The organism is Nocardia wallacei (assembly GCF_029869545.1).
Taxonomy (GTDB): Bacteria; Actinomycetota; Actinomycetes; order Mycobacteriales; family Mycobacteriaceae; genus Nocardia; species Nocardia wallacei_A.
This window is the reverse complement of the sequence record NZ_JARWQD010000382.1, coordinates 25,785-37,278: the sequence shown is the minus strand read 5'-3', so window position 1 is coordinate 37,278 and position 11,494 is coordinate 25,785. Positions and strand designations below refer to the sequence as shown.

Genomic DNA, 11,494 nt, shown 5'->3' with positions numbered 1-11,494 from the left:
CGCGCCCCCCGCCCCCGGGGGGGGGGGCGGCCGCCCGCGCGGGGGGGGGCCCCCCGCGTGCCCCGGCGGCCCCCGCGCGCCGGCGCCCGGACCACGGGCGGACTGTTGGACTGGGGCATTCTGCGCTTGCGGCACAGCGTGCTCAACAGTCCGGCCGGGCGACCGGTCGATCGGCTGTTCTCCTCGCCCCGCGCGACCACGGCCTACCTGGTGGCGGGCCCACTCAGCGCCGCGGTGTCGGTGCTGGCGTGGCGCACTCCGATCGCCGCCGTATCCGGTTTCGCCACAGTGGTTTTCGCGCTCCTGCTGGCCGTCCGCTTCCCGTTCGGCCGGGACGGGGCCGATCAGCTGGCCCTGCTTCTGACCCTCGCGACAGCGGCGTACTCCCTCGCGCCGACCGAGACGGCCGCCCGGGTGATACTGCTGGTGATCTGTGCCCACATGACCGGCTCGTATCTGGTGGCGGGCTGGTCGAAGCTGGTATCGCGGGCCTGGACCACCGGCAACGCCATGCACCTCATCCTCACCTCGTCCTGCTACGGCAATCCACACCTGGCTCGCGTCATCCCGAAACCGTTGCAGCACTTGGCCGGAGTGTCGGCCGCGGTGTTCGAGGCGCTGTTCTTCGTGGTGTGGTTCGCCGATCCTCCGATCGCGTTCACGCTGCTGGGTATCGGGCTGTTCTTCCACCTGATGTGTTGGGTGGCAATGGGTTTGAACACATTCCTGCTGACCTACGCGGCGGGTTATCCGGCACTGGTGTGGATGATCACGCGTGGCTGACGGCGCGGGGCGGCCGCGATGCTCAGGCGTCGCGCAGCGCGCGGTACACCGCCGCGCCGATGAACGCGCCCAGATCCTCGGGGCTCCAGGCGCCGTCGCCCGCCAGCAGCGTGCGCACGGCGCCCTCGCCCGCGGAGACCCACAGCTCGACCAGGGCGGGGAGCTTGCGCTCGGCATCCACGGTGCCCCACGCGTGCAGGGTGGGTCGCAGGCGGCGGGTGCAGCGCTCGACGGCGAGGCGGCGGCCGCGGCCGAAGGAGCCCGCGACCGCGGGATCGGGGTTGCCGTACAGCAGCTTCCAGGTGTCGGGCCGGGCGGCGACGGTCTCGAGCAGCGCCCGGAACCCCTCGACGAAGACCCCCTCGTCGGCCTCGACGCGACGGCGCGGCAGGGCGTCCATGATGCCGCCGAGCAGGTAGGACTCCTCGCGCTGCAGCAGGGCGTCGATGAGCTCGACACGGTCGGCATAGCAGGCGTAGACGACCGGTCTCGTGACCTCGAGTCGCTCGGCGACCGCGGCGACGGTGACGGCCGCGATGCCGTCCTCGACGGCGATCCGCAGCGCGGCGTCGAGCACCTGCGGCCGGCGGCGTTCGGGTCCGAGATGTTGTGCGCGCTGCCGCGGCCGCACCGCCGAATCCGAACCCATGCGGACCAAGATATCAGCGCCCGGAACGCGTCCGGAGTGAGCAATGCCGATTTTCGCGCGGGGTGATTCCGGCAACCGTGACCGGCGGTACCGGGCCATTCGGGCATATCGCTGGCAAATCGCCGAACAGTATGAGGACGGCGGCGAACTCCTTCCGGGTGCGAAGCGTTTGCCCTGCTGTATCGGATTTGTACGAGGTACAAAGAATTCACCTGCCGCCGCGGAGCCTACGGTTGCGTAACCGGACGGCCGTACGGCAACCTCCAGGGACAACATCAACCCAGCGCGTGCGGTCCGCGGGCGCGCTGCAATTCGACCCAGTCGAGGAGGCCGGTCCGTGTCGCACTACAAGGCGAACGTTCGGGATATCGAGTTCAACTTGTTCGAGGTGCTGGGAATCGGGACGCTGCTGGACGGCGGCGCCTACGGCGATCTGGATACGGAGACCGCGCGCGGCATCCTGGCCGAGGTGCTGCGGCTGGCGGAGGGGCCGGTCGCGGAGTCGTTCGTCGACGCGGACCGCAACCCCGTGCAGTTCGACGCCGCCAACCACTCCATCATCGTCCCGGATTCGCTGCGCAAGACCGTCGCCGCGGTGAACGAGGCCGGGTGGTCGGCGCTGGGCATGCCGGAGGCGATGGGCGGCGTGAACGCGCCGTCGCCGCTGGTGTGGGCGACGCAGGAAATGCTTGTCGCGGCGCACAATTCGGCGAGCTTCTTCAACATGGGCCCGCTCATGCACACCGTGCTCTACAACGAGGGCACCGAGGAGCAGCAGCGCTGGGCCAAGCACGCGTGGGACAACCGCTGGGGCGGAACGATGGTGCTCACCGAGCCGGACGCCGGCTCCGATGTCGGCATGGGCCGCACCAAGGCCGTGCGGCAGCCTGACGGCACCTGGCACATCGAGGGTGTGAAGCGCTTCATCTCCGGTGGCGACGTCGGCGACACCGCCGACAACATCATCCACCTGACCCTGGCGCGGCCGGAGGGCGCGGGCCCGGGCACCAAGGGCCTGTCGCTGTTCGCGGTGCCGAAGTTCCTGTTCGACACGCAGACAATGGAACTCGGCGAGCGCAACGGCGTGAACGTCACCAACCTCGAGCACAAGATGGGCATCAAGTCCTCGCCCACCTGCGAGCTGACCTACGGCGACGGCAAGCCCGCCGTCGGCTACCTGGTCGGCGAGGTGCACAACGGCATCGCCCAGATGTTCAAGGTGATCGAGAACGCCCGCATGATGGTGGGCGTGCTGTCGGCCGGGACGCTGTCCAGCGGCTACCTGAATGCACTGGAGTACGCCAAGACTCGCGTGCAGGGCGCGGATATGACGCAGATGGCCGACAAGTCCGCCCCGCGCGTCACGATCACCCACCACCCGGACATCCGGCGCAGCCTGGCGCTGCAGAAGGCGTACTCGGAGGGCCTGCGGGCGCTGTACCTGTACTGCGCGGCCTACCAGAACGACGATGTGGCCCAGGCGAACTTCGGTGCCGATCCCGAGACCGCGGCGAGGGTGAACGATCTGCTGTTGCCGATCGTCAAGGGCTGCGGGTCCGAGCGGGCCTACGAGACCCTGACCGAATCGCTGCAGACCTTCGGTGGCTCCGGCTATCTGCAGGACTACCCGGTCGAGCAGTACATCCGCGACGTGAAGATCGACTCGCTGTACGAGGGCACCACGGCGATCCAGGCGCAGGACTTCTTCTTCCGCAAGATCATTCGCGACAAGGGTGTGGCGCTGGCGCACGTCGCCGCGCTGATCCAGAAGTTCGTCGACGCCGACGAGTCCCGCCTGAAGCACGAGCAGGAGCTGCTCGGTGCGGCGCTGGCCGATGTGCAGGCGATGGCGGCCGCGCTGACCAACTATCTGATGGCGTCGCAGCAGAATCCGGAGGAGATCTACAAGGTCGGCCTCGGCTCGGTGCGATTCCTGCACGCCGTCGGTGATCTGGTCATCTCCTGGCGACTGCTGGAACAGGCCAAGGTGGCGCTGGCCGCGCTGGACGCCCAGCCCTCGGAGAAGGACCGGCCGTTCTACACCGGAAAGGTCGGCGTCGCTTCGTGGTTCGCGAAGAACAAGCTGCCGCTGCTGAGCGGCGTGCGCGCGATCGTGGAGAACCTCGACAACGACATCATGCACCTGGACGAGTCCGCGTTCTGAGGGGTCCCGGCCAAAAGCGTGCCGGGAATGTGGTGTGCCGCGTGCGGGGAATGTGGTGTATCCGCGTGCCGGGAATGTGGTGTGCCGCGTGCGGGGAATGTGGTGTGGACCCGTGCCGGGATGGTGGAGGCCGCCTTCGTCATCCCGGCCGGGATGGTGGAGGCCGCCTCTGTCATTTCCGGCGGGATGGTGGAGGTCGCCTCTGTTATTTCCGGCGGGGGTGGTGGAGCTGCCTCTGTTATTCCGGCATGCTTTTGGCCGGAATCGGTGGGCGGCGCACACAATCCGGGTACAACTAGCGCATGGTGTTCCCGGTGGACTTCGGCTGGATTCAGGCGCTGCTGGCCGTGTTGTTCGTCCTTGCCGTCGTACTGCTGATCACCGCCGTGATCAAGGCGCGCAAGGTGGGGTGGCGGGCGCTCGCCGGACGCGGCGCGGGGGCGGTGGTGCTGGTGATGGTGGCGGTGGTGATCCTCTGGGGGACAACGCTGCTGCAGACCTACCTGGGCCTGAGCGGGGAGGTGAAGGCCGCGCACGTGGTCGCGACGCAGGTGGCCGACGCGCCGCACACCCTGGACGTCGAGCTGACCCTCTACGGCGACGAGGGTCATGCCGACCAGCACGAGAAATACCGGGTCGAGGGCGATCTGTGGGTGCTGCAGGCCAATATCGTCGAACTCGAGCCGTGGGTGAACGCCCTGGGCTTCCACTCCGGCTACAAGGTGACCCGGCTGTTCGGCCAGCGCCTCGACGGCGTCGCCACCAAGCAGAACCACATCTTCCTCAACGGCGGCGACCGCGATTTCTTCGAGGACATGCAGAACCAGGCCTGGCATACCAAGCCCTTCGTCCGTTCCGCCTACGGCAACGCCGTGATCGCCACCGCGGGCAACTACGACGTCTACATCTCCCACGACGCCATCAAAACCCGTCCTGCCTGAACGGCTCAGCCGCCGAATTCGGCGACCACCGGCGCATGATCGCTGGGGCCCTTACCCTTTCGCTCCTCGCGGTCGACCCCGGCATCGGTGGCGCGGGCGGCGAGGGCGGGGGAGGCGAGGACGAAGTCGATGCGCATGCCCTCCTTACGGGGGAAGCGCAATTGCGTGTAGTCCCAATAGGTGTAGACGCCGGGGCCCGGCGCGAACGGCCGCATGACATCACCGAAACCGGTATCCACGATGGCCTGGAAGGCATCCCGTTCCGGTTGGGAGACATGGGTTTTGCCCTCGAAGAACTCCGGCGACCAGACATCGTCGTCGGTGGGCGCGATATTCCAGTCGCCGACCAGGGCGATCTGCGCCGCGGGGTCGTCGCTCAACCATTTCCTGCCGGTATCCCGCAGGGCGGCAAGCCATTCCAGCTTGTAGGCGTAGTGCGGATCGTCGAGGGTGCGGCCGTTGGGCACGTACAGGCTCCACACCCGCACGCCGCCGCAGGTGGCGCCGATCGCGCGGGCCTCCACGACGGGCGCGCTCAGCAGCGAGGCGCCCGCGTCCTTGTCGAATCCGGGCTGGCCGGGGAAGGCGATCTCGACGTCCTCGAGGCCGACCCGGGAGGCGATCGCCACCCCGTTCCACTGGCTGAGGCCGATGTGCGCGACCTCGTATCCGGCCTCCTCGAACCGCTCCGTGGGGAACTGGTCGTCGCGGCACTTGGTCTCCTGTAGGGCCAGCACATCGATATCGGCGCGGTCCAGCCATGAGACCACCCGATCCAGCCGCGAGCGAATCGAATTGACATTCCACGTCGCCAGCCGAAATACCATCGTCTCCCTGTCCACTCGTCGATCTGTCGCCGCGCCGGGAGACCGGATCAGGCCGGTGCCGCGTAGCGGTAGTGGTGGTGTTCGAGGAACCCCATCTCCCGGTACATCGCCAGCGCCCCACCATTGTCCACCCCGACCTGCACGTAGGCGTGGGTGGCGCCGCGGCGGTGTCCCCAGCGCAGCAGTTCGGCGCAGATCAGCGTGCCCAGGCCGTGGCGGCGGTGCGGGGCCGCGACGGCCAGGCAGGTGAGCCCGACCCAGCGGCGGCCGTCGGGCGCCGCGGTGACCGCGCCCCGGCCGACGGCGAGCGGGGTCGGCAAACCCAGTGCCGCGAAACCGATCTCGCCGTCCCGGACCGCCGTGAGGACCTCCTCGTCCACCGGCGGCGGGGGCACCGGAACGGTGTCCTCGCCCTGGAATCGGTCCAGCTCCAGCCACGCCTCGGGTGGCAGCGGTTCGATCCGGACCATCGAAGGGCCCTGCGGGAGAACGGCATTGCCGATATCCATCCCCAGCACGACGGTCTCGCCCCAGGTCCGCCAGCCCGGCGGCACCGGGGCCAGCCGGTCGGGCAGCCGCAGCTGCAGCGGCAGGCCCTGCTCGGTGTACCATCGGCCGATCCGGTGCAGGGTATCGGGATGGGTGGTGGCCGAACCTTCCGAATTTCCCAGCGGCACAGCGGAATTGGCTCGATTCGTGTATCCGTTCCCGGCCGCCGCGAGCCAGCCGTCGATCCGGGTGTGCCGCAGGCCCGGCCAGCCGTCGGTCGCGGCCGCCTCCAGAGCGCGGATCTCCCGGGTGCGAATCGGCCTGGCCCCCAGGGGTTTCATGGCCACCACGCGGTCGGCGGCGATGGCCACCGTCTGACCGTCGGCGGTGCGCACGGTCGGCGGATCCAGCGACATCAGCTCGCCGATGACGTCGGTGAACTGCTGGGGATAGCCGGACGGCAGCCGATACCGCACCACCACCCGCCGTCCGGGCGGGATGTCGGGAAGTTCAGTCGTCATGTCCGAAGGGGTCCGGCACCTCGCCCGGCACCCAGCTCAAACCCGGTACGCCCCAGCCGTTGCGCTTGATCGCCTTCTTCGCCGCGCGGGCGTTGCGCCCGATCAGCACGTCCACGTACAGGAAGCCGTCGAGATGGCCGACCTCGTGCTGCAGCATCCGGGCGAAGAAGCCCTTGCCCTCGATATCGACCGGATTGCCCCGCTCATCGGTGCCGGTGACGCGGGCCCAGTCCGCACGGCCGGTCGGGAACTGCTCGCCCGGCACCGACAGGCAGCCCTCCTCGTCGTCGTCGGGATCCGGCATCGTCTCCGGAATCTCCGAGGTCTCCAGCACCGGATTGATCACCGCGCCGCGGCGGCGGTTCATCGCGCCGTCCGCGCCGACGTCGGGGCAGTCGTAGACGAAAAGCCGCAGCGAGACACCGACCTGGTTGGCCGCGAGTCCGACGCCGTTGGCGGCGTCGAGCGTCTCGTACATGTCCGCGATCAGCTCCGCGAGCTCCTCCGGCGACTGGGTGACCTGCTCGGTCGGAGTGTGCAGAACGGGATCGCCGACGACGCGGATCGGGAGAATCGCCATGGTCGGTCACTTTACGCGGACGCCGGAACCGCCCGTGGCAGTGGACACGTCGGCACCGTCCGACACGCCGGAGGACCGAGCGGGGAACGCGGCCGTTCGTGGTTGAATGAGCGACGACGTATAGCAGCCCTGGACGCAGTCGTCAGGTGTAACTCGGCGAGGGAGCGATATGGACAGCGCAGCGGCCCGGAACTTATCCGCAAGCGAGGACAGCTCTTCCGCGGATGCCAGCGGACTGACCCGCCGCGAACTCGACATTCTCGATTTCGAGCGCAAATGGTGGAAGTACGCGGGGGCCAAGGAGGAGGCCATCCGCGAGCTGTTCGGCATGTCGGCCACCCGCTACTACCAGGTCCTCAACGCCGTCGTCGACAAGCCCGAGGCGCTGGCCGCCGATCCGATGCTGGTGAAGCGGCTGCGGCGGCTGCGGGCCAGCCGGCAGAAGGCCCGCGCCGCACGGCGCCTGGGCTTCCAGGTGTGATGCGGGCGCCCACGTCCGCGGGAGACTAGGGTCGACCCGGTGAGCAACCCCAATCCGCCCTCCGGTGGACCGCCGCTGCGAGCGCTCGCGATGGTGCTGATCGCCCTGGCCATCGTGTTCGCCGGCCTCGGCGCGATGTCGCTGTCGAGCTCCGACTCCGAGGGTGCGGAGACCTCGACACAGGGACAGGCGACGCAGGGCCAGCCCACCAGCACCACCGCGTCGAAGCCGGTCGCGACCACCACCTCGGCCGCGCCGCAGCCCACCACCACGACCACCGCGCCGCCGCAGACCACCACCGCCGCGCCGACCACGCTCGCGGGCGCGGACAAGTCGGTTCCCGTCCGCGTGCTCAACAACAGCACCGTCGCGGGCCTGGCCGCGCGCACCGCGGGTCAGCTCTCCGCGGAGGGGTGGACCATCGCGGAAACGGGCAACTATCCCGGCGGCGTGGTCCCGAAAACCACCGTCTACTACGGAAATACGCCTGGCGAGCAGGCGGCGGCCCGGGAGATCGCCGAGGATTTGGGCGTCACCGCCGAGCCCCGATTCGCCGGAATCGCGAACTCGCCGCCCGGCGTGATCGTAATCGTCACAGGGAACTGAACGGTCGTCTCGGGCAACCGAGCCCGACGCCTCAACTGGATAACGGCTCTGGCATCATCTTGTCCGGTAACGAATCTGTCCACTCAGCTTTACTCGTAAACTCGGTACTCGTAAAGGAGTTCCCCGATGGCCCCGTCCACAACTCGTCGCCCGTCCTGGCGGACTGTGACCCCGGTGCTGGCGGTCGCGGTGTTCGGCCTCGCGGCCTGCACCAACAGCCAGGAGTCGAGTGACGTCAAGGGGACCACACCGCCGGTGTGGACGGGCTCGTCCGAGGCGGGTGAGGCCGGCGGTAGCGGCGAGCACGGCACCGGACACGGCGCCGAGCACGGCAACGGTTCGGCGCCCGCGGGCGAGGCGGTCTCGGTGCTGCTGAAGAACCCCACCGGTGGCCAGGTCGGCACCGCCTCGATCGCCAAGTCCGGCAACCACCTGCAGATCACCGTCGAGGCGCACGGCCTCGAGCCCGGCTTCCACGGCCTGCATTTCCACCAGTTCGGCAAGTGTGAGGCCAACTCCACGGCGCCCTCGGGCGGCCCGGCCGGCAACTTCCTGTCCGCGGGCGGGCATCTGCAGGTCGGCGACCAGAGCGCGCACCCGGCCAGCGGCGATCTCACCTCGCTCGCGGTGCGTCAGGACGGCACCGCCAAGCTGGTCACCACCACCGACTCCGTCACCCTGGACGACCTGAAGGGCAAGGCCCTGATGATCCACGCCGGTGCGGACAACTTCGGGAACATTCCGAACCGATACACGCAGGCCAACGGCACCGCCGGACCGGACGCCGAGACGAAGGCGACCGGTGACGCGGGAGGCCGGGTTGCCTGTGGCGTAGTCGGGTAAGCGCGGGTATGCCATGGGCGGGGTCGGTCAGGTTCAGTGGAACAGCTCGCCCCGCCCCACGCTGGGCGTCGAGTGGGAGATCGCGCTCGTCGACAAGCAGACCCGCAACCTGTCCAACCAGGCCGCCGCGGTCTTCGACGCGGTCGGTGACCTGCGCGCGCACGACGGCACCCCGCAGATCACCAAGGAACTGCTGAAGAACACCGTCGAGCTCGTCAGCGGCGTGCACGACACGGTGGGCGAGGTGCTCGACGATCTGAGCGGCACCATGGACGCCGTGCGTGCTGCCGCCGATCGCGCGGGTGTGGACCTGTTCTGCGCCGGTACCCACCCGTTCGCGCAGTGGTCGACCCAACAGCTCACGCGCACAGCGCATTACGACGAACTCATCGAGCGCACCCAGTGGTGGGGGCGGCAGATGCTGATCTGGGGCGTGCACGTGCACGTCGGGGTTTCCCACCCGGAGAAGGTCTTTCCGATTCTCAATACGCTGCTGCTGTCGTATCCCCATCTACTGGCGCTGTCGGCCTCGTCGCCGATGTGGGCCGGAATCGACACCGGATACGCCAGCAATCGGGCGCTGATGTTCCAGCAACTGCCCACCGCCGGGCTGCCGTTCCAGTTCGAGAACTGGTCGCAGTTCGAGGGTTTCGTGCACGACCAGATGAAGACCGGGGTGATCGAGCAGCTCGGCGGCATGCACTGGGATATCCGGCCGGCGCCGAAATGGGGCACGATCGAGGTACGCGTGTGCGACGGAATCCCCACGCGCATGGAGCTTTCCGCGCTCGTCGCACTGATCCACTGCCTGATCGTCGACCTCGACCGCCGAGTGGAGGCGGGCGAGACCATGCCCACCATCCCGCCGTGGCATGTGCAGGAAAACAAGTGGCGCGCAGCACGTTACGGCCTGGACGCGATCATCATCACCGACACCGACAGCAACGAGCGCCTGGTCACCGACGACCTGGCGGAGCTGCTCAACCGCCTCGAGCCGACCGCGAAACGGCTCGGCTGCGAGCAGGAACTGTCCCTGGTCTCCGACATCCCCAAGCGCGGGGCCTCCTACCAACGCCAGCGCCGCGTGGCCGCCGCGGCCCAGGGCGACCTGGTCGCGGTGGTGGACGCCCTGGTCAAGGAACTCGACAACCAGATCGGATCGTGACCCCGGCGCGGGGTGCGTCGCCGATCGGTGACCGGCCGTTCAGCTGGCCAGCGGGGCGGCGTTCATCGGCCGTTTACTATGGTCGTCGTGCTACTCGACGACCCGCGCTCCGACTTCGGTGGTGACGCTCGCCGTAGCCGGATGCCGTCGAAGCGGGTCCTGGTGGCGGCGGCGGTGGCCGCCGTGCCCGTGCTGCTGATCGCGCTGCAGATCGTGGCCTCCCGCAACGGTTTCGAGGGCCCGCTGCAGAGCCTGTGGGCCGACTACGCGGGCACGCCGAAGTCGGTATCGGTGCCGTGGGCGGGGCTGGCGCTGGCGCTGGTCGGGCTGTCGTGGCGACGGCGGTTCGTCACGCTGGGAATCGCGCTGGCGATCGATGTGGTGTTCGCGGTGGTGCGGGTGCTCCTGGGCGGCTCGGTGACCATCGGCAACGGCGCGGTGATCGCGCTGACCGGGCTGGCGCTGGTCGCCTGGTTCGGCTGGGAGGGGCGCGATCGCCGCAACGCGCTGCACGCGGCCGCGCTCGGCGCGCTGCTGATCCTCGCCACCAAGGTCGGCGATGTCTGGTTGCACGTCACGGTGATGGCCGGGCCGGACGTGCTGGACCGCTACGTGCTGCTGGCCGATCACGCGTTCGGGCAGCCGTCGTGGCTGCTGGGGCAGGCGATCGACGCGCTCGGCCCGGTGGTGTACGCGGTGCTGCACTGGGTGTACATCGAGCTGCCGGTGGCGGCGATGGTGGTCGCGGCCTGGCAGCTGCGGCGGGTCGCGTCGACCGGGGTGTGGCCGAGCCACTACCTGGTCCGGACCTTCCTGGTGCTGGGTCTCGTCGGTCCGGTGGTGTACGTGCTGTTCCCGGTGGTCGGCCCGATGTTCGCCTTCGGCCCGGACGGCCACGGGCTGCAGATCGGCAACTACTGGCCGCAGATCGTGCCGCCGCTCGACCCTGCGCCGGGCGTGCTGCCGTTCGACGACGTCACCCCGCGCAACTGCATGCCCTCCATGCACACCGCCTGGGCCACCACGGTTTTCCTGCATTCGCGCCGCGCCGCCGACGGCTCCCCGGCGCCGCGCTGGCTGCGCTGGGGCGGCACCTTCTGGCTGCTGGCCACGCTGACCGCGACGCTCGGCTTCGGCTACCACTACGGCGCCGACCTGCTGGCGGGCGCGGTGCTGTGCCTGACCGTCGAATCCGCGCTGCGCGCCCCCGAACGCGGCTGGGATCGCACCCGCATCCGGCTGGTCGCCGGGGGTGCGGCGCTGCTGGCCGCGCTCCTGCTGTCCTACCGATTCCTCGCCGTGGTCATCGCCGAGCATCCGATTCCGGCGGGACTGGTCATGCTGGGCGCGTTCGCGGCCTACGTCTGGATGTTCCACACGACGTGGTTCGCCCGGAGTCCGCAGTCGCGGACGGCCGACGCGCAAGCGCTGCACGCGCGGTAGGC

At 69.2% G+C, this 11,494-nt stretch carries 12 protein-coding genes; 8 read left to right on the top strand and 4 right to left on the bottom strand.

The window, feature by feature from the left end:
- Positions 1 to 783: hypothetical protein (locus tag QH290_RS36145; RefSeq protein WP_280387884.1), on the top strand; the 783-nt coding region annotated here is incomplete at its 5' end.
- A gap of 22 nt (positions 784 to 805) precedes the next feature.
- On the opposite strand, the gene QH290_RS36140 is transcribed toward QH290_RS36145, so the two are convergent.
- Positions 806 to 1,432 carry a TetR/AcrR family transcriptional regulator gene (locus tag QH290_RS36140; protein ID WP_280262220.1) on the bottom strand — a complete coding sequence of 209 codons (627 nt, stop codon included), beginning with the start codon at positions 1,430 to 1,432 and terminating at the stop codon, positions 806 to 808.
- Between the two features lie 337 nt (positions 1,433 to 1,769).
- Between QH290_RS36140 and QH290_RS36135 the strand changes: the two genes are divergently transcribed.
- Positions 1,770 to 3,596, top strand: a complete 1,827-nt coding sequence (locus QH290_RS36135; RefSeq protein WP_280262218.1) for an acyl-CoA dehydrogenase — start codon at positions 1,770 to 1,772, stop codon at positions 3,594 to 3,596.
- Between the two features lie 302 nt (positions 3,597 to 3,898).
- On the top strand, positions 3,899 to 4,537 hold the full coding sequence (locus tag QH290_RS36130) for a hypothetical protein (protein ID WP_280262216.1): 639 nt from the start codon (positions 3,899 to 3,901) through the stop codon (positions 4,535 to 4,537).
- Positions 4,538 to 4,542: 5 nt separating this feature from the next.
- Here QH290_RS36130 and QH290_RS36125 read toward each other — a convergent pair whose 3' ends face one another.
- Genes QH290_RS36125 through QH290_RS36115 form a run of 3 tightly spaced genes read right to left on the bottom strand, consistent with a single transcriptional unit; the run spans position 4,543 to position 6,954 of the window.
- On the bottom strand, positions 4,543 to 5,364 hold the full coding sequence (locus tag QH290_RS36125) for an exodeoxyribonuclease III (RefSeq protein ID WP_280387882.1): 822 nt from the start codon (positions 5,362 to 5,364) through the stop codon (positions 4,543 to 4,545).
- Between the two features lie 47 nt (positions 5,365 to 5,411).
- Entirely contained in the window at positions 5,412 to 6,374 is a 963-nt protein-coding gene (locus QH290_RS36120) for an N-acetylglutamate synthase, CG3035 family (protein WP_280387881.1), read from the bottom strand.
- Positions 6,364 to 6,954, bottom strand: a complete 591-nt coding sequence (locus QH290_RS36115; protein WP_280262211.1) for a peptide deformylase — start codon at positions 6,952 to 6,954, stop codon at positions 6,364 to 6,366. The genes QH290_RS36120 and QH290_RS36115 overlap by 11 nt, the downstream gene beginning before the upstream one ends.
- Positions 6,955 to 7,123: 169 nt before the next feature.
- On the opposite strand from QH290_RS36115, the gene QH290_RS36110 reads away from it, so the two are divergent.
- The 5 genes from QH290_RS36110 to QH290_RS36090 all read left to right on the top strand — a co-directional run bounded on the left by QH290_RS36110 (position 7,124) and on the right by QH290_RS36090 (position 11,492).
- Positions 7,124 to 7,435 carry a nucleoid-associated protein NapA gene (locus QH290_RS36110; protein ID WP_280262209.1) on the top strand — a complete coding sequence of 104 codons (312 nt, stop codon included), beginning with the start codon at positions 7,124 to 7,126 and terminating at the stop codon, positions 7,433 to 7,435.
- Between the two features lie 39 nt (positions 7,436 to 7,474).
- Positions 7,475 to 8,041, top strand: a complete 567-nt coding sequence (locus QH290_RS36105) for a LytR C-terminal domain-containing protein (RefSeq protein ID WP_280387880.1) — start codon at positions 7,475 to 7,477, stop codon at positions 8,039 to 8,041.
- A 126-nt stretch (positions 8,042 to 8,167) separates the two neighbouring features.
- Positions 8,168 to 8,884 carry a superoxide dismutase[Cu-Zn] gene (gene sodC, locus QH290_RS36100; protein ID WP_280387878.1) on the top strand — a complete coding sequence of 239 codons (717 nt, stop codon included), beginning with the start codon at positions 8,168 to 8,170 and terminating at the stop codon, positions 8,882 to 8,884.
- 13 nt (positions 8,885 to 8,897) lie between these two features.
- Positions 8,898 to 10,049: a glutamate--cysteine ligase gene (locus QH290_RS36095; RefSeq protein WP_280262204.1), complete on the top strand. Its 1,152-nt coding sequence runs from the start codon at positions 8,898 to 8,900 to the stop codon at positions 10,047 to 10,049.
- 141 nt (positions 10,050 to 10,190) lie between these two features.
- A complete protein-coding gene (locus QH290_RS36090) occupies positions 10,191 to 11,492 on the top strand; it encodes a phosphatase PAP2 family protein (RefSeq protein ID WP_280387886.1) in 1,302 nt (433 codons plus the stop codon).
- Positions 11,493 to 11,494: the final 2 nt, after the last annotated feature.

Excerpts from the sequence above, each read along its gene's own strand:
- QH290_RS36140 (WP_280262220.1), bottom strand. The coding sequence starts at position 1,432 with ATGGGTTCGGATTCGGCGGTGCGGCCGCGGCAGCGCGCACAACATCTC.
- QH290_RS36130 (WP_280262216.1), top strand. The coding sequence starts at position 3,899 with ATGGTGTTCCCGGTGGACTTCGGCTGGATTCAGGCGCTGCTGGCCGTG.
- QH290_RS36125 (WP_280387882.1), bottom strand. The coding sequence starts at position 5,364 with ATGGTATTTCGGCTGGCGACGTGGAATGTCAATTCGATTCGCTCGCGG.
- QH290_RS36120 (WP_280387881.1), bottom strand. The coding sequence starts at position 6,374 with ATGACGACTGAACTTCCCGACATCCCGCCCGGACGGCGGGTGGTGGTG.
- QH290_RS36115 (WP_280262211.1), bottom strand. The coding sequence starts at position 6,954 with ATGGCGATTCTCCCGATCCGCGTCGTCGGCGATCCCGTTCTGCACACT.
- QH290_RS36110 (WP_280262209.1), top strand. The coding sequence starts at position 7,124 with ATGGACAGCGCAGCGGCCCGGAACTTATCCGCAAGCGAGGACAGCTCT.
- sodC (WP_280387878.1), top strand. The coding sequence starts at position 8,168 with ATGGCCCCGTCCACAACTCGTCGCCCGTCCTGGCGGACTGTGACCCCG.
- QH290_RS36095 (WP_280262204.1), top strand. The coding sequence starts at position 8,898 with ATGGGCGGGGTCGGTCAGGTTCAGTGGAACAGCTCGCCCCGCCCCACG.
- QH290_RS36090 (WP_280387886.1), top strand. The coding sequence starts at position 10,191 with ATGCCGTCGAAGCGGGTCCTGGTGGCGGCGGCGGTGGCCGCCGTGCCC.